This is a genomic window from Tenacibaculum soleae (genome assembly GCF_001693415.1).
GTDB classification, from domain to species: Bacteria; Bacteroidota; Bacteroidia; order Flavobacteriales; family Flavobacteriaceae; genus Polaribacter; species Polaribacter soleae.
The window spans coordinates 286202-303788 of record NZ_MAKX01000013.1; the positions used below are offsets into that span (position 1 = coordinate 286202).

General features: G+C 29.0%; 16 protein-coding genes. 12 read left to right on the forward strand and 4 right to left on the reverse strand.

The features are described from left to right. Positions 1-60: 60 nt before the first annotated feature. The 3 genes from BA195_RS10955 to BA195_RS10965 all read right to left on the reverse strand — a co-directional run bounded on the left by BA195_RS10955 (position 61) and on the right by BA195_RS10965 (position 2441). Positions 61-783 (reverse strand): uracil-DNA glycosylase family protein, encoded by a 723-nt coding sequence (locus tag BA195_RS10955; protein ID WP_176714989.1) that lies wholly within the window; start codon positions 781-783, stop codon positions 61-63. A 171-nt stretch (positions 784-954) separates the two neighbouring features. Beyond that, the gene (locus BA195_RS10960; RefSeq protein WP_338116849.1) at positions 955-1650 is read right to left on the reverse strand and encodes a LytR/AlgR family response regulator transcription factor; all 696 of its coding nucleotides are present in this window, start codon (positions 1648-1650) and stop codon (positions 955-957) included. Continuing rightward, the gene (locus tag BA195_RS10965; protein ID WP_068705410.1) at positions 1650-2441 is read right to left on the reverse strand and encodes a sensor histidine kinase; all 792 of its coding nucleotides are present in this window, start codon (positions 2439-2441) and stop codon (positions 1650-1652) included. The genes BA195_RS10960 and BA195_RS10965 overlap by 1 nt, the downstream gene beginning before the upstream one ends. A gap of 365 nt (positions 2442-2806) precedes the next feature. Between BA195_RS10965 and BA195_RS10970 the strand changes: the two genes are divergently transcribed. Genes BA195_RS10970 through BA195_RS10990 form a run of 5 tightly spaced genes read left to right on the forward strand, consistent with a single transcriptional unit; the run spans position 2807 to position 10269 of the window. Continuing rightward, a complete protein-coding gene (locus BA195_RS10970) occupies positions 2807-4711 on the forward strand; it encodes an ankyrin repeat domain-containing protein (RefSeq protein ID WP_068705412.1) in 1905 nt (634 codons plus the stop codon). Between the two features lie 49 nt (positions 4712-4760). Next, positions 4761-5648 (forward strand): ABC transporter ATP-binding protein, encoded by an 888-nt coding sequence (locus tag BA195_RS10975; protein WP_068705414.1) that lies wholly within the window; start codon positions 4761-4763, stop codon positions 5646-5648. A 2-nt stretch (positions 5649-5650) separates the two neighbouring features. Further along, positions 5651-8935, forward strand: a complete 3285-nt coding sequence (locus BA195_RS10980) for an ABC transporter permease/M1 family aminopeptidase (protein ID WP_068705416.1) — start codon at positions 5651-5653, stop codon at positions 8933-8935. 26 nt (positions 8936-8961) lie between these two features. Then, on the forward strand, positions 8962-9564 hold the full coding sequence (locus BA195_RS10985; RefSeq protein WP_068705418.1) for a hypothetical protein: 603 nt from the start codon (positions 8962-8964) through the stop codon (positions 9562-9564). A 24-nt stretch (positions 9565-9588) separates the two neighbouring features. After that, positions 9589-10269 carry a CPBP family intramembrane glutamic endopeptidase gene (locus BA195_RS10990; protein WP_084443170.1) on the forward strand — a complete coding sequence of 227 codons (681 nt, stop codon included), beginning with the start codon at positions 9589-9591 and terminating at the stop codon, positions 10267-10269. 201 nt (positions 10270-10470) lie between these two features. Here BA195_RS10990 and BA195_RS10995 read toward each other — a convergent pair whose 3' ends face one another. Then, positions 10471-10851 (reverse strand): Fur family transcriptional regulator, encoded by a 381-nt coding sequence (locus BA195_RS10995; RefSeq protein WP_068705422.1) that lies wholly within the window; start codon positions 10849-10851, stop codon positions 10471-10473. 84 nt (positions 10852-10935) lie between these two features. Here BA195_RS10995 and BA195_RS11000 point away from each other — a divergent pair, with 84 nt between their 5' ends. The 7 genes from BA195_RS11000 (at position 10936) to BA195_RS11030 (ending at position 16846) form a co-directional block, all read left to right on the forward strand. Then, a complete protein-coding gene (locus tag BA195_RS11000; RefSeq protein WP_068705424.1) occupies positions 10936-11340 on the forward strand; it encodes a MerC domain-containing protein in 405 nt (134 codons plus the stop codon). Continuing rightward, on the forward strand, positions 11333-11995 hold the full coding sequence (gene folE / locus BA195_RS11005; RefSeq protein ID WP_176714990.1) for a GTP cyclohydrolase I FolE: 663 nt from the start codon (positions 11333-11335) through the stop codon (positions 11993-11995). Before BA195_RS11000 ends, folE begins: the two co-directional genes overlap by 8 nt. A 3-nt stretch (positions 11996-11998) precedes the next feature. Beyond that, entirely contained in the window at positions 11999-12466 is a 468-nt protein-coding gene (locus BA195_RS11010; protein ID WP_068705428.1) for a hypothetical protein, read from the forward strand. A gap of 5 nt (positions 12467-12471) precedes the next feature. Next, a complete protein-coding gene (locus BA195_RS11015) occupies positions 12472-12867 on the forward strand; it encodes a hypothetical protein (protein WP_068705430.1) in 396 nt (131 codons plus the stop codon). 154 nt (positions 12868-13021) lie between these two features. Next, on the forward strand, positions 13022-14683 hold the full coding sequence (locus tag BA195_RS11020; protein ID WP_068705432.1) for a PhoX family protein: 1662 nt from the start codon (positions 13022-13024) through the stop codon (positions 14681-14683). 42 nt (positions 14684-14725) lie between these two features. Continuing rightward, positions 14726-15640, forward strand: coding sequence for a GTP-binding protein (locus BA195_RS11025; protein WP_068705434.1), 915 nt, complete (start codon positions 14726-14728; stop codon positions 15638-15640). A gap of 6 nt (positions 15641-15646) precedes the next feature. Continuing rightward, the gene (locus tag BA195_RS11030) at positions 15647-16846 is read left to right on the forward strand and encodes a GTP-binding protein (protein ID WP_068705436.1); all 1200 of its coding nucleotides are present in this window, start codon (positions 15647-15649) and stop codon (positions 16844-16846) included. Positions 16847-17587: the final 741 nt, after the last annotated feature.

A 17587-nucleotide genomic window follows, 5' to 3' on the forward strand; every position in this document is an offset into this window, starting at 1 on the left:
TCCGCGAGGACTTTCGTAAGTAGGCGAGAAGCCAGCAATAAATTATATACGGTGTTAGCTTTAGTTTTTTATCTTCCACTCTTTAATTATTTCTTTCATACTTTCTTTATTCGTTTCAAATTGTTTAGCTCTATGTCCATTTGCTCCAGATGGATGAGGAAAACCGTTTAAAATAAAATTACCATTCAATTTATTTTCAGATTGTATTTTTAAAAGTATTTCACTTACACTTTTTCCCAAAGGAATTATAAGTTTACCTTTAAATTCTGATATTTCTGGAATAAATAATTTTTCTATCTGTTTCCATAATATTTCAGATTTTAAAGGAGAAGGAGTAGAACCTGTATAATTTTTTCCATTATTAAATACTGGATATTTAATAATTGAAGTAGAATGTAAGAAACTATTTTCAATCTCAAATAATTCACTTGTTGATTTGATATTCAACTTTTTCTCTAATTCTAATTTATCTAACATTTTAATTAGATTATTTCTCATACTTCCAGCAAAACTACATTCAGATTTAACCTTTTTCAAAGCTAATGAAAAGTCATTATTCACTTTCATTTCCTTTATTATAGTTTTGAAAGATTTTTCCATCTGTGACCAACCTGGAGTAATTCCAACAATTATTATTGATGCATCTAAATTTATGTAGTCAAAAGGAGCATAATAAATTTCAATTTTTCCTTCTTTAGAAACTAAATATTTTTCTTTCATTAAGTCTTCTTTTGTATAAGAATCCTTTAAATTTTCATTTCTTATTTCTTTCTCGTATTTCACAATTTTCATTTAAATTAAAGCTAACACCGTATATAATTTATTGCTGGTTTTGGATCACTTTCGAAATTCCGAAGGAATTTCGCCGTTCGTGTTTTATTTAGTAAAACCACTGCTCAAATAAAGCTTATACAAATATGATAAAAATAATTTTTTTTAATAAGGAGTTTATAATTACTTTAATATTTTATTAAGATTGGCTTTGTATAATTTACCAATCGGAATGATATGACTATCAATATGAATTCGATTGCCTTCAATTTTTTTAATATACTTTGTTGCAATGGCAAAAGATTTGTGAACCTGAATAAAATCATTATTAGGTAATGATTCTAAAAGATCAGATACTTTTTCTCGAATGGTTATGGTTTCATCTTTAGTAATAACTTTAGTGTAATTTCCGGAAGCTTCAATAAATAAAATAACATCAATTTCTACTTGTAAATATGACTTGTTTTGACGTAAAAAGATACGTTTTTCTGATGTACTTATCTCTTCTAAAACTTGTTTTTGCACAACATTTGTTACGTCTTTAACTTTATTTACAGCTTTTAAAAAACGTTCAAAACTAAATGGTTTTAACAAGTAGTCAGAAACACTTAACTCAAACCCCTCAAGTGCAAACTCACTATAAGCCGTAGTAACTATAACTTTTGGTGGAGACGAAAGTATTTTTAAAAAGTCGAAGCCTTTAAGTTTTGGCATGTTTAAATCTAAAAAAATTAAATCTACCGTGTGGGTATTCAAATATTCAAGAGCCTCTAAAGCATTGTAACAGTTTTTTTGTAACTCTAAATGAGGAAGCATTTCACAATATTCCATAATAATTTTATGAGCAATGTGTTCATCATCAATAATTAAATAGCGCATTATTTTAATTTTATAGATAGTTTAACTTTATATGTATTGGTATCAAAATCAAAAGAAAGTGTATGTTTTTTGGGGTATACCAATGCCAATCTTCTTTTTAAATTTACCAAACCAATGCCTTCATGGTTGGAGTTTTGTGTAGTTTCAAAATTATTTTCAATTTCAAAATTAACTTTGTGCTCACTTTCGGTTAAGTTCATGTGAATATAAGCGTTTTCTGCTAAATTCTCTAAACCGTGTTTATATGCATTTTCTAAAAGAATTATAAAAAGTAAAGGCATAATTTTCGCTTGCGGATTGTTAACTTGATGTGTGAACTGAACATCCGATTTTTTATGATAACGAATTTCTTGCAACTCAATGTAGTTTTGTAAGTAATTCAATTCGTTTTCTAAACTTACCCAATCTTTTTGACCTTCATAAATACTATAGCGCATCATATCAGAAAGCTTTAAAACCATCTGCCTTTCTTTAGAATCTTTCTCCATCAATCCATATAAATTATTTAAAGTGTTAAAAAAGAAATGCGGATTTACTTGACTTTTTAAATGCAGTAATTCTGTTTTCGCTTTTTCATTCTTTAACCTGATAATCAATCTAATTTGTTTAAAAAACCAATATGCAATGGTCATAAATACAATGATAAAATAAAATGCCACAAATTCTGACAACTCTTCTGATTTACCAACAGTATCATTAAAAATGATTAGGATTGCAGCTATTAAAACAAGCGTAATTTTATAAATACGTGTTATAATTTTCTTTTTAGTATTTGATATTTTCAACTTCATGGATCAATATTAATTAAATATACTTCCTTCTACAAATTAGTTGACAAACAATGTGCTGCTAGGTACAAATTCTTTTTAAAGTGGGATAAAGTGCGTTAATACTTATTAAAAATATTTGTAAAGCGTTTACAATGCTGTACATCCCTAGTTCTTTTTCACAGTTGAAAAACCTTATAAGTTTACTGAGAATTAATACTAAAACAATAATTATGAGAACTCTAAATACTATTACAAAAATAAGAAAGAATCAAAAAACAGTTAGCTTTAAATGGAACTCGAAGAGACGTTTCAGATAAGGTCTATTTAAACAATTCTTAATAAATATAGACACATATTAAATCACTTATCATTTAAAACCTATTAAAATGCCACAATTTTTAAATTTTATGCACTCACTGATAATACTATTAGTATTTAACTCTAATATATCAGTACAAGAACCTATAATAAATAATAAAACAAATAATCATTTAGAAGGAAAATGGGAAGGCAATTTAGAGGTTAATGAGGAAAAGGTTATTGGAATTGTTTGGCGATTCGAAACTTTAAAAAAAGATAAACTTATTGGCTTTATGGGACCTGCCTCAAAAGGAATTGCTACAATTCCGATGCAAAATCTTGTAATAGCAAACACAAAAATTAGTTTTTCTATTCACTCACAAGGTAAGTATTCTGGTTTAATTTCTAAATCTGGAATAAACGGAATATTTATAACACAAAGTGGTAAAAAATTAGTGCTTAATATGGCACGAGAATTAACTCAGAAACAACTAAGAAAACGATTTGGTAAATCTTCAGCCAATGGTAAAGTTGATATTCAACAAGAAATTGCCTTAGGAAATATTGAAGCAATAAAAACATTTTTATCTAAAGGCAATGATGTTAATGCTCTTTATGGCAACGGACAAACCTTATTATTCGCTGCTATAAAAAACGACAGGTCTCATACAATTGCAACATATTTATTAAATAATGGAGCTAATCCAAATTTAATAACAGATGGATTAACGCCACTTATGTATGCTGTTGCGTATCAGAATTATACAATTGCAAAAATGCTTATTACTAAAAAGGCGAATGTAAACCTTATAACTAAAGAAAAACAATCGGCAATAATATTTGCTATTAAAGGAAGAGATGTAAAAGCACTTCAATTGTTAGTTGATAATGGCGGTGATCCAAGTATAAAAATTCAAGATAACTATTCTGCCATCGATTTAGCTAAAGAAGAAAACATCAAAGTAATATTAGATGTGCTTCATATTCCATATGAAGGAATTACTGATGGTCCTTATGTAACACAAACCAAAACGGGTCGTACGGCAACTTGGATAAATAAAGGGAAAAAATACACTGAAGAAATTAATTATACAAATTCTCAGGTTATAGAATACAAAGGAACTAAAGCGACACTTTGGAATACTACTCCTAAAGAAGTAAAGAAACTTGAATATACTGGGGATTTTAAAATTGGAGCAGTGAGTGACATTCACGGTCAGTATGATACATTTATAAAGCTTTTAAGGAATAATGGTGTTATCAACAAAAAGAATAAATGGACTTTTGGAAACGGGCATTTTATAGTTGCTGGTGATATGTTTGATAAAGGATCTCAAGTTACAGAGGTATTATGGTTTTTATATAACTTAGAAAAACAAGCTGAAGCAAAAGGCGGAAAACTTCACATTTTACTTGGTAATCATGACGTTATGGTGCTTAATGGAAATTTACGTTCTGTACATCCAAAGTATAAAGAAGTTGGTAAGATTTTAGAAAAGCCATTCAACACACTTTTTAATAAAGGAACTGTATTAGGAGACTGGTTGCGTACTCGCCCTGTTTTAATTAAAGTAAATGACATTTTATTTACACACGGTGGTTTACATCCTGAGTTAATAACGAAAGGCTTATCAATGAAAGATATTAATAGTCAATTCAAAAAACAATTGGTTGAAAGTGAATTATCCGAAAAACGAAATAAAATAGGTAACTATTTACATCGTGGAAATGGGCCTATTTATTACAGAGGATATTTTCAGGGAAAAATTGCAACAACTCAGCAAATAGATGATTTACTAGCTTATTTCAATATTAAAAATATTGTTGTTGGACACACTACTCATCGAAACATTGAAACACGTTATAACGGAAAAGTTATAGTGATAGATGCGAATATGAAAAGTGGAAATGCAGGAGAAATACTCTTCTGGCAGTCTGGAGAATTTGTACGAGGAACACTTTCAGGTGAAATATTACCAATCAAAAAATAAACAACTAATTATCATATATAATAAGATTAACTAACTAAAAACAAACAATATGGAACTCATTATAAACAATCTATCAAAAACTTATTCAAATGGAGTAAAAGCATTGCAAAATATTTCGTTAGAAATTCCTGCAGGAATGTTTGGCTTATTAGGACCAAATGGAGCAGGAAAATCTACTTTAATGAGAACCATTGCAACTTTACAAGAAGCGGATAAAGGCTCTATAACACTTGGAAATATAGATGTGTTTAAGCAAAAAAACGAATTAAGGCAAGTGTTAGGATATTTACCACAACAGTTTGGGTTGTATCCTAAAATATCTGCTGGAGTTTTATTGAATCATTTTGCGGTTCTAAAGGGAATTACAAATAAAGGCGAACGTAAAAACTTAGTTGATGCGCTTTTGCATAAAACCAATTTATACGAAGTTAGAAAACAAAATTTAAAAGGCTTTTCTGGCGGAATGAAACAGCGTTTTGGTATTGCACAAGCTTTATTAAACGATCCAAAATTATTAATTGTTGATGAACCAACCGCAGGATTAGATCCTGTAGAGCGCAACCGATTTTACAATTTATTAAGTGAATTAGGAGAAAAAACCGCAGTCATTTTATCTACTCATATTGTAGATGATGTTAAAGAACTTTGTACAAATATGGCGATTATCAATAAAGGACAAGTGTGTTTACAAGGTAACCCTTTACAAATACTTGAAGATTTAAAAGGTAAAGTCTATAAAAAAACAATTCATAAAAAAGAGTTAAACAGCTATAAACAATATTACCAAGTAATTAGTGAGAAGTTATTTTTAGGAAAACCAACCATTCATATTTTAAGTGATGTGAATCCAGGAGATGGATTTACGCTAATAAAAGCAGAATTAGAAGACGTGTATTTCTCTGAAATATTTAATAATACAAACGCTAAATCTAACTAATTATGTGGTATAATATTTTTAAATTCGAGTTACAATATCGAATAAAACGACCTGATACCTATGTGTTTTTCTTATTTCTTTTGCTGTTCTCTATTGTTGGTGTAGACTTTATTTTTCAAGGTTCTGATATGGGACTTATGAAAAAAAACTCACCATTAGTCATTGCCAAAACAATGGGAGCTATTACAGGTTTATTTATGATTTTAGCTTCTATGATTATGGGTGTTTCTGTATTAAGAGATTTTGAATACAATATCGAATCTTTAATTTTTATAACCCCAATCAAAAAAAAAGATTATTTATTAGGAAGATTTTTAGGGGCTTTTACAGTGCTATTTTTTGCTTTTACAGGAATTTTATTTGGAATGATGCTAGGTGAATTAATGCCGTGGCACAATCCTGATGATTTATTAGCATTTAATGCATTTATATATGTAAAAACATTTTTAATGATCACCTTACCAAGCTTGTTTTTTGGTGCTGCATTATTTTTTGTAACTGGTGCTTTAACTAGAAACTTAGTAGTTGTGTACACGCAAGGTATTTTTGTGTTTGTGATTTTTATGCTTACCAAAGCCATTACTAATGATTTTTGGCAAGCCATTTTAGACCCATTTTCATTAACTACAATGAGCTTTGCTACTGAATCTTGGCCTGCTGTAGACAAAATCACACAAAGCATTCCTGTTTTTAACGTACTTCTTTATAATAAACTGTTTTGGATATCTCTTGGAGTTCTATCGCTAATTTATGGCTATAAAAAATTCAATTTCAATGTGGTTAGAGAAAAGAAATCAAAGAAAAATCAAAAATTAGTTATTAAAAACACTAATAAAGTGATTGGTGTAGTAATTCCTGAAGCTAAAAAGGAATACGGTTTATTATCAAAATTGACACAATTAAAACAATTTACATGGTTTTATTTTATCAGTATTTGTAAGCAATCATCGTTTTGGGGAATTGTTATTTGCGGCATGGTTATCATCCTAATTAATTCTGTAAACTTAGGTACAGTTTATGGGGTAGATAGTTTACCAACAACCTATTTTATTGTAGAAGAACTAAAAGAAACTTCTATGTTTTTCTTTATTGCCATTTTAGTCTTTTATTCAGGAGAATTGGTTTGGAAAGAACGAGGAGCAAAACTAGATTTAATTTATGACGCAACACCAGTGTCTAGCTTTATACAGCTATTGGGTAAGTATATTGGACTGAATTTAATTTACATAGTGTTGATGTTCGCATTAATAATATCAGGAATTATTTTTCAAACATCATGTGGTTATTATAACTATGAATTTCAGGTTTATTTTACTGGCTTCTTTGTAGAGATTTTACCATTTTTAGCATTGTACACCTGTATTGCTTTTTTTATACAATCTGTTATAAACAATAAGTTTGTAGGTATTATGCTGGTTGTTGTATACTTTATTATCAATGTAGCTATGGGCTTATTAGGGTACAACCACGATTTATATTTCTTTGGTGGTAGCACTTTAGGAACGTATTCAGATATGAATGGTTATGGTCATTTATTAAAACCCTATCTAATAATAAAATCATATTGGTTTTTATTTGCCTTGTTGTTATTAGTTATTGGCTCATTAGTAACTGTAAGAGGTACAGAAACCAATTTGTTAAAACGAATAAAAGCTAGTAGATACAGACTAAGTAAGCCACTTTTTAAATTAGCAAGTATCGTTTTAATAACATTTATAACTCTTGGATGTTTTATTTTTTACAATACGAATATTATAAATACGTATTGGACTAATGCTAAAGCTACTGAATTTAGAGTTGCTTACGAAAAAGAATTGAAGCAGTTTGAATATATTCCTCAACCAAAAATAGTAGATGTTAACTTACAATTAGAACTGTATCCTGCTACGCAAGATTATACTGTAGAAGGTTATTTTATACTAAAAAACACCAATAAAGTTGATATTTCGTCTGTTCACATTCAAAAACTTCTAGAAAGGAATATTACTTTAGATAGTGTTTCTTTTGAGGGTGGATTTACAACAGATAATCAATACAAGAAGTTTGATTACTCAATTTTTAAATTGAATACTGCTTTAAAACCAGGAGATTCGGTAAAAATGTATTTCAAACAAAGTTTTATCACAAAGGGTTTTGAATCAGGAAACGGAAATGTAAACATCAATAAAAATGGAACTTTCTTTAATAATACAGATTTACCAACCATTGGGTATACTAAAAAATACGAACTCAATGATACAAATGAACGTAAAGATTACAATTTGCCAGCTCGTTTTAATAGGGCAGAAAGAGAGGATGTTAATGAACTTGTAAATGCAAGAAATGGTAGCGATTCTGATGGTATAAATTTTGAAATGGTTATAGGAACCTCAAAAGAGCAAACGGCCTTAGTTCCTGGAAATTTATTAAAACAATGGACAGAAAATAATCGCAACTATTTTCATTATAAAATGAAACAACCAATGATAAATTTTTATGCTATTGTTTCGGCAACTTATGAAATTAAAAAAGATACTTGGAAGGCAAATCAGCATGCTTCAAAACCAGTAGATTTAGAAATTTATTATCATAAAAAACATCGTTATAATATCGAAAGAATGATGGCTTCTATGAAAGCATCTTTAAACTATTACAGCAAAAATTTTAGCCCGTATCAATACCAACAATTGCGTATTATGGAGTTTCCTCGATTTTCAAAATACGCACAATCATTTCCTGGTACCATTCCATTTTCAGAAGCAATAGGTTTTGTGTTAGATATAGATGATAAAAAAGATGTAGACATGGCATTTTATGTTACTGCACATGAAATTGCGCATCAATGGTTTGCTATGCAAGTAGAAGCAGCAAATGTAAAAGGACAGTATTTTATTTTAGAAACCTTGTCACAATACGCTGCGATGATGGTGCTAAAACAAGAATATTCCGAAGAAAAATTACTTCAGTTTTTAGAGGTTCAAAAAGAAGATTATAAAAACGGACAAAATAGAGAATCGGTTAACGAGCCTCCTTTAACTTTAGTTGAAAATCAAGACTATGTATATTATGCAAAAGGCGCTATTAAAATGTATCGATTTCAAAAAGCAATAGGAGAGAAGCAAGTTAACAAAGCATTGAAACGTTTTCTTGAAGATTGGAATACTATTGATGGTAAACTAAAAATAAACACAAATAGATACGCAACAAGTAAAGATTTACTAAAGTATTTTAGAGAGGTTACACCAGCAGCACACCAGCAATTAATTATTGATTTGTTTGAGAAAGTAAGGCCTTTAGAATCAAGATAAAATTAAAAAAATAAAAATCAGTAGAAATGAAAACAATTAAAAAACAAATTTTATTAAGAATGGCTTGTGTAGCCTTTGCATTATTATCAAGTATAACATTTGCACAAAACACAAATTCGAAAACATTAACACAAAGAGATGGTTTTATCTTCGAATTTATAGTGGGTGGAGGTATTATCAGTATAGAAGATAGTGCTGGTATTCAAACGTTCGACGAAGTTCAAGGAACGTTCGTTTTTCCAGATTTAAAATTTGGCTACATGCTAAATGATAAACTCGCTATTACGGTTTCTATGCCTGGAAACATATATGAATTTCAGGATAATGATAGAAACTTTGGAGGTGTTATTCCATCGCTACAATATTGGGTAAAAGAGCGTTGGTGGATTCATGGAGGAATTGGTTTAGCTATAGATTCGCCAGCATTATATGATATTAAAGACAATGTAAATAACGATTGGAACTTTGGTTGTACTGTTATGGCAAGTACAGGTTACGAAATTTACAAAAAGAAAAACTTCGCACTTAACCTACAGTCTAAGTTAGTTCTTGGCCGTGCCTTTTTAGATGGAGATGTGTATAGAGATGCAGTAATATTTAATGTAGGATTAGGGTTAAGCTGGTTATAAGTATTAATTTAAATAATTAAAAAAATGAAAACAAGATTATACAATTTTTTAAACAAACCTTACGCAGTGACTATAATAATGCTTATTGCGTCATTATTTGGATTTATAGATCGAAATTTCACCTTTTTCTTTCCGCTCGGTATCGTTTTTTTAATTTTAAAGAAAAGTAAATTCGATTGGTCAAAATTTGGAATAGAACAAAAACTAACAGGAAAAACTATTTTAAAGAGTTTTATTTTTGCTAGTATTCTGTTTGCTGTATTCACCTTTTTAATAGATCCAATACTTATAAATTGGTTTGGTTATTATGATCTGTCGTCTATAAATGATATCAGGGGAGATTTTTTTGCTTATCTTATTTTAATGGTTATCGTATGGGTATTTGCAGCCTTTGGAGAGGAATTAATATTTCGTGGATATTACATGAAAGGTTTGGCGGAGTTGTTTGGGAATAGCAATAAAACATGGTTGTTCTCAGCTTTTATAACGTCACTTTACTTTGGAATATCACATGCGTATCAAGGATTAATTGGAGTGGTATCAGTATTTTTATGGTCATTTATAATATCATTAATATTTAATAAGAATAAAAATAATTTACTTTTATTGGTATTAATTCACGGAATTTATGACACTATAGGAATAACACTTATATATTTAAATTTTGATAAAACTATTACTGAGTTTATGCAGCAATTGTTTTAATTTTTATTAAAGTCATATTAAATATTAATAAAGTTATTTAGAAAATATTTAATAAATCCTTACGAAACTGTTTTTTAGGTTCGTAAAGATTTATTTAAGTAAAAAATAAAACTTTCTTTTAGAGAGTATTAAAACTAGATTTTTTTATTGTAATATTTCTTCAAACGTTAAAAAATAATCAAATTTACTTTCGTAATTCAATTAAACAACACATGTTTCACATTTACCTTGAATTAATAACTGAGTAATTATAACCTGTCTGTTTGGTATTTTAGGCATTATAACACTTGTAGGAATACAGTCTACCTTTCCACAATCTAAACATTGAAAATGAGGATGAATATCATTATGTTTATTTGCCGAACATCCCATGCATTTTGCATACCATTTTAATCCATTTTTACCAAGAAAAGAATGTAAAACACCATCGTTTTCAAGCTTGTCTAATACTCGATAAATAGTTGTTTTATTAAATTTAAAATCAAGATTTTCTAATAATTTTTTTACAGAAATAGCGGCAGAGCTATTATTAAACTCATTAAGTATTGCCTCAACAGATTTTGTTTTTCTAATAATTCCCATAACACAAATATAACGCAACTAAGTTGTAGTAACAAATAAAAAAATTATATTTGCAACTTAGTTGCATTAAGTAAAATTTATAATATGAATTTAACATTACAAAAGCCAGATAATGTAGGTGTATTAGCAAGTACATTATGTATGCTGCATTGCGTAATTAGTCCATTTATTTTTATTGCACAAAGTTGTTCTACAACTTGTTGTGAGGTCACGCCTTTGTGGTGGAGGTGGATAGATTATATTTTTTTGGCTCTCTCTTTTTTAGCTATTCGTCGTTCAGTGCAGGTTAGTACAAACAATTATATAAAAGTTGGCTTATGGTTAAGCTGGGCTGCATTATTGATAGTAATTATTAATGAAAGTATAGAGTTCGTTCATCTATCTGAAATTTATAAATATATAGCTGCTCTTACACTAGTAGCATTGCATTTATATAATCAAAAAAAATGCCAATGTAAAAACGATAAATGTTGTACAAATTATGAATAAAAAACAAATAGAATTAGTTGGAGATAATCACATGTATTCAAGCATACAAACACCTTTAAGTACAAATGCTTTTAAAAAAACTGATGATGAAAAAATAGAAAATATAGCTTATCATTTTAAAATGATAATGGAAGAAATTGGACTTGATTTAACAGATGATAGTTTATCAGGTACTCCATATCGTGTTGCAAAAATGTATATTAAAGAATTGTTTTATGGATTAAACCCAGCCAATAAACCAAAGCTTTCAACATTTGAAAACAAGTATGGTTATAAAAAAATGCTTGTAGAGCAAAATATCACTATAGATTCTGCCTGTGAACATCATTTTTTACCAATAATTGGTCATGCACATGTAGCATATGTAGCAAAAGATAAAGTAATTGGTTTATCAAAAATTAATCGTTTAGTAGATTATTATGCTCGACGTCCACAAGTTCAAGAAAGATTAGTTCTTCAAATCTTAAACGATTTACAAACGGTTTTAGACACCAAAGATGTAATTATTATGGTTACTGCCAAACATTTATGTGTTTCATCAAGAGGTATAAAAGATCAAAGTAGTTTTACAACTACATTAGAGTATGGTGGTTGTTTTAATAATACTGAAAAAAGAAATGAATTTTTAAAAATAATAAGTAATCAAAAAATATAAACAATGATAACTAAAGAACAAGTAGAAGCAGTACAAAAGAATTGGGGAAATGGAGTAGTAAAAATTGGTGCTCTTAAAGAGCAAAGAGAAAGCTGTGAAAAATTTACCAGTGAGTTTTTAGATTCAAATTATGCTTTCGAAACAGGAGTAGTATCTTTTAAGCCTACAAAATGCGAAATAGAACAATTTAGACCTACTAAACCTGAGGCAACATCTTATTTTATTGCAGGAGAAAATCGTGTTTGTAAAGAAGATAAAGGGTTTGCAATACAGCCTTGGACAAAAGTTAGATTTGAAAATTCTAACCTAATTTTAGAGGAAAAACGTGCTATTGCAATGGGTAATTATTTTTTTACTGATTTAGAGGGTAATGAAGCAAAGGTTGAATACACTTTCGGATATAAGTTAGTAGATAATGCCCTAAAAATAGATGTACATCATTCTTCTTTTCCTTATACTCAAAATTCATAAAACAAATGCAAAAATGCTTTTTTCTTATTTGTCCTACTGATTATTTAGAAAATGCCATTAACAAAACGTTTAGGTCTCAAAATTATTTTTATACCTCATTAGGCAATTCTTTTATTTATGACGACAAAACAATGAAGTATATAAAACAAATTGTTAAAAAACATAACATTCAAAAGTTTTGCTTTGTACTTTCTATTGATAATAAGATCGTTTTAGATGCCTTATGGAAAGTCAATTTTTCTAAAATAGGAGCATTAAGTAGTTTTCAAAATGAAATAAGAAAAGAAAAAGAACTATCAAAAAAAATATTTAAAAGCAGTAATAGTCAATTTGCAATATTGTCCTATTTTTTAAATAAGAAAATAAAGGATTTTAAATTACATTTAAACACAATAGCTTAGCATTCAATAAATATAGAGGCTAAAGTTTATTACAGAAATCAAAATAGGTTCTCAAGTATATATTCAGATTTAGTATGCTTACAACAACATCATTTCAATTAAAAACAGTTATAAATTATCATATTACCAATATAATTTTTAAGTATAAATTAAAATGGATTACAATAGAAGAAAGTTTATTTCATTTATAGGTAAAGCTAGTTTAACATCGCTAGTATTACCTCAATTTTTAATGAGTTGTGGTAATACAACTACACCAACAAAGGGTTTTAATAAAATTTCGAAAGAAAGATTTCAAATTCTTAAAAGCTTTATTTTACAAGGGATTACAGCTTCTGATAAAGACGATTTAATATTAGCAAATGGTTTAGATTATCACACCATTATAAAATGGGGAGATGCCATAAGTAACACAGATACTTTTGGTTTTAATAATGATTATACCTGTTTTATTCCTTTTAACGAAGATAATCCTAAAGATGGATTGTTATGGGTAAATCATGAATACATTAATCCGCTTTTTGTTTCTGATTTTCATAATCAACAAGAAAAAACCAAAGAGCAAGTAGATAAAGAAATGTATAATGTTGGTGGAAGCATTGTAAGAATTAAACAAGAAAACGGAGTTTGGCAAGTGGTTAAAAACGATTCTCATAACAGAAGAATTACAGCACAAACTGATATTGCTTTAAATTGGGATTCTCCAATAAAAGGAAAAACCAGTGTAAAAGGAACATTGGCTAACTGTTCTGGCGGAATTACTCCATGGAAAACCTTTATTACTTGTGAGGAAAACTATGATGCTTTTTTTGGAGAAATTGAATATGATAAAAAGAATCTAGAAAGTCATAGAAAAAGTGATTATGGTTGGGAAAAATTTTACAATTACCCTCCAGAGCATTATGGTTGGGTAGTAGAAGTGAACCCCAAAGAAGGTAAAGCGCAAAAACACATTGCTTTAGGTCGTTTTGCACACGAATGTTGTACTTTATACGAACTTGAAGATAAAAGAGTAGTTGCTTATACAGCAGATGATAAAAATGATGAACATCTATATAAATTTATCTCATCTAAACCAAGTTCTTTAAAAGAAGGAACCTTATATGTTGCTGATACTATAAACGGAAATTGGTTAGCCTTAGATTGGGAAAACCAACCTATTTTAAAAGAAACATTTAAAAATCAAACCGAAGTTTTGATCAGGGCAAGAGAAGCAGCTAAACTTATAGGTGCAACCCAATTAAATAGACCAGAAGACATAGAAATAGATCCTATTACGGGACATATTTTTGTAACCTTAACCAATAACAAACCCAAAGGGGATTTTCATGGCTCAATTTTAAAAATTGAAGAAACTAATGGCGATTTTGATTCTTTAACCTTTAATGCATCAACATATTTAGCTGGTGGCGAGGAAAATGGTTTTTCATGCCCAGATAATCTAGCATTCGATATGGCAGGAAACTTATGGATAACTTCAGATATGTCTGGAAGTTCAATGAATAAAAGTAAAAAACCTTATATGCCCTTTAAAAACAACAGCTTATTTGTTATTCCTAGATTAGGGAAAGATGCTGGTAAAGTAATTCGTGTTGCCTCTGCACCAACAGATGCAGAACTTACAGGTCCTTGGTTTTCACCAGATGGTAAAACCTTGTTTTTAAGTGTTCAACATCCAGGAGAACAAACTAAATCTTTAAAAAAACCAACAAGTACATGGCCTTTTGATGGTGATAATATTCCTAAGCCAGCAGTGGTTGCTATAACAGGTGATTTAATAGAAAAAATGAATCATCTAAATAAATTAGAGGGATAAAACATTAGCAATAAACCAACTATTTCGAGATAGAAATAAAACATGGAAGCAATTATTACCATAGTAGGATTTTTAGGGACTGGCAAAACAACGTTGTTAAAATATTTGACCAATAGTTTTTTAGAAAATGGTTGGAGCCCTTTTATCATCTTAAATGATTATGAAAATGCCAATATGGATGCACAACAGTTTTTAAATCAAGTTGATGTAAAGAATATAAAAGCACTTACAGGTAGCTGTATTTGTTGTAGTGGAATTAATGAACTTAGAAACGTTGTAAATAGAGTACCTAAACGTAAAAAAGGAATAACTTTAATAGAAGCCAATGGAACATCAGATGCTTGTGCTTTAATGGAGTTTCTGGGGGTTGGTTTAAATGAGCAGTTTTTGCCTCCCATACAAATTGCTGTAGTAGATGTAAATAATTGGCAAAAAAGAGAAAAGCATAATGATTTAGAAACAAATCAAGTACAAGTTTCATCATTAATAGTACTAACACATCTAGAGAATTGTTCTGAAGTAAGAAAAGAGTTGGTAGTTAAAGAGTTAAAAGAACATAATGCTTTTGCTAAAATTATTACTATGGATCAAATCAATATTTCATGGTTACCAGAATTATCAAGTTCTAATAACATTCCAGAAAAATTAGATCATTTAAAATCACATTGGTCTTCTTGCTCTGTAGATTTACCTGTTCTACCAAGTAAAGAGGTTATAAAAAGTATTTGTAAAAAAATACCAAAAACCATATTACGCGTAAAAGGCTGTGTACAATTAGGTAAAGAAGAGGTATATACGTATTTCGAAAGAACACCTGATGGCAATATAACCATCAGACCTTTTAGAGGAATACCCATAACTGGTTCCAAATTATTAACAATTGGGCCTAGTAGTGAGCCTTTATTACTCAAAAAAATAGTAAAAAGTGTGTTAAATGAACACAAACAAACGATCTAAAATAAAATGAAAAAATTACCAGTAACTGTTTTAAGTGGTTTTTTAGGAGCCGGAAAAACAACTTTATTAAATCACATTTTACATAACAAAGCAGGGTTAAAGGTAGCTGTAATTGTAAACGATATGAGCGAAGTTAATATTGATGCTCAATTTCTTGAAAATGAAAATACACTATCTAGAACAGAAGAAAAATTAGTAGAAATGTCTAATGGTTGCATTTGTTGTACACTTCGTGAAGACCTAATGGTAGAGGTAGAGCAATTAGCTAAACAAAATAAATTTGATTATCTCTTAATTGAAAGTACTGGTATTAGTGAACCTATTCCTGTGGCACAAACATTTACATTTGAAAGTGAAGATCGTACTATCGATTTAAGTAGATTTAGTTATATTGATACGATGGTTACAGTAGTTGATGCTTTTAACTTTTTAAAAGATTTTTCAAGTGCAGATTATTTAACAACAAGAAAGTTAACAAATATTGAAGGTGATGACAGAACCATTGTAAATCTGTTAACTGATCAAATAGAATTTGCTAATGTAATTTTATTAAATAAAACTGATTTAGTATCTGAAGATAACATTGAAGAACTTAAAGCAATAATACACAAACTAAATCCTGAAGCACATATTATTGCTACACAAAATTCTAATGTTAAATTAGATAAAGTAATAAATACGGGTTTATTTAATTACGAAAAAGCAGAAGCATCAGCAGGATGGATTAAAGAATTAGAGAGTGAACATGTTCCTGAAACTGAAGAATATGGTATTAGTTCATTTGTTTTTAAAAGTAAAAAACCATTTCACCCAGTACGTTTTTTAAACTATTTAAATCAAAGTTTTCCTCAAAATATTATAAGAAGTAAAGGGATGTTTTGGCTGGCTTCAAGATCCAATCAAGCATTAATATGGAGTTCAGCAGGAGGTTCTTGCAAAGTTGATTCTGCAGGTGTTTGGTGGGCATCAATGGATTATGGAAAACGAATGAGTCATACTACATTTAGTGATAATAAAAGTAATATCGAAGCTGAATGGCACACATTATATGGAGATAGAAAAATAGAATTAGTTTTTATAGGTCAACATTTAGCTAAAGAAAAAATTATTGCCAAATTAAAAAATTGTTTACTTACTAGCGAAGAAATTAAAATTTGGGAAAATAAAAAATTCCCAACAAAAGACCAGTGGCCAATAGCGATCTAGTTTGTATTATAATACTTTTATACAAGTAATTTCCAAGTAATATTAATCCGTTACAATATCTCCTAAAATATAGCGAATGAGCCATAAACTGTTTTACTAAAAATGTAAAACAAAAATCATTTAGGCAAGCAGATTATTTATTATCTGGTTTGGGAGAGCCAAATGAAACAAGGTTAGGTTATGCATTTAGTAAAGATTACGGAAACTCCGTTGGAAATAAATTGAAGCAAAGAATAGCTAATACAATTTATAAGAATATAGCAGTAAAACCAGGCGTTTTGAGTCATTTTACTGATATAGAATTGTATTTTTAAGATTATAGAAGTTATCTTTTCAGAGTAATTTTATACTCTTGCGCATAGCTTATCGATAAGTTCCTGAAAAAAATTACAACGAGAATTCCATATTCAACGAATACTTTATTAAGAAACTAAATGTGAGCTTTTATGCGGTTGCAAGCGTTGGAAAATTGTGTTTAAAATTTAAAGTTTTTTTCAGCTTTAAATTTTAAACACAATATGAGCGATTTTGGCAAGAGGCAATTTGACATAATGTCTAATTATAGATACAAATGTATAGTTCGAATGTTTATTGAGAATCGTTTATTTTGAAAATGTTGAATCATTATACAGAATATGAAATTCTCACGAATACCTAAAACACCAATTATAATGACCCCAGTAATACAGATAATTGTAGAACGAGAACATTCTGGGATATTTTACATAATATTAATTATAG

What these genes read in the sequence shown, in the direction of transcription:
- BA195_RS11025 (WP_068705434.1), top strand. Translation starts at nt 14,726, where the DNA reads ATGGAAGCAATTATTACCATAGTAGGATTTTTAGGGACTGGCAAAACA.
- BA195_RS11015 (WP_068705430.1), top strand. Translation starts at nt 12,472, where the DNA reads ATGCAAAAATGCTTTTTTCTTATTTGTCCTACTGATTATTTAGAAAAT.
- folE (WP_176714990.1), top strand. Translation starts at nt 11,333, where the DNA reads ATGAATAAAAAACAAATAGAATTAGTTGGAGATAATCACATGTATTCA.
- BA195_RS10970 (WP_068705412.1), top strand. Translation starts at nt 2,807, where the DNA reads ATGCCACAATTTTTAAATTTTATGCACTCACTGATAATACTATTAGTA.
- BA195_RS10995 (WP_068705422.1), bottom strand. Translation starts at nt 10,851, where the DNA reads ATGGGAATTATTAGAAAAACAAAATCTGTTGAGGCAATACTTAATGAG.
- BA195_RS10965 (WP_068705410.1), bottom strand. Translation starts at nt 2,441, where the DNA reads ATGAAGTTGAAAATATCAAATACTAAAAAGAAAATTATAACACGTATT.
- BA195_RS10980 (WP_068705416.1), top strand. Translation starts at nt 5,651, where the DNA reads ATGTGGTATAATATTTTTAAATTCGAGTTACAATATCGAATAAAACGA.
- BA195_RS11030 (WP_068705436.1), top strand. Translation starts at nt 15,647, where the DNA reads ATGAAAAAATTACCAGTAACTGTTTTAAGTGGTTTTTTAGGAGCCGGA.
- BA195_RS11010 (WP_068705428.1), top strand. Translation starts at nt 11,999, where the DNA reads ATGATAACTAAAGAACAAGTAGAAGCAGTACAAAAGAATTGGGGAAAT.
- BA195_RS10985 (WP_068705418.1), top strand. Translation starts at nt 8,962, where the DNA reads ATGAAAACAATTAAAAAACAAATTTTATTAAGAATGGCTTGTGTAGCC.
- BA195_RS10960 (WP_338116849.1), bottom strand. Translation starts at nt 1,650, where the DNA reads ATGCGCTATTTAATTATTGATGATGAACACATTGCTCATAAAATTATT.
- BA195_RS10990 (WP_084443170.1), top strand. Translation starts at nt 9,589, where the DNA reads ATGAAAACAAGATTATACAATTTTTTAAACAAACCTTACGCAGTGACT.
- BA195_RS10975 (WP_068705414.1), top strand. Translation starts at nt 4,761, where the DNA reads ATGGAACTCATTATAAACAATCTATCAAAAACTTATTCAAATGGAGTA.
- BA195_RS11020 (WP_068705432.1), top strand. Translation starts at nt 13,022, where the DNA reads ATGGATTACAATAGAAGAAAGTTTATTTCATTTATAGGTAAAGCTAGT.
- BA195_RS11000 (WP_068705424.1), top strand. Translation starts at nt 10,936, where the DNA reads ATGAATTTAACATTACAAAAGCCAGATAATGTAGGTGTATTAGCAAGT.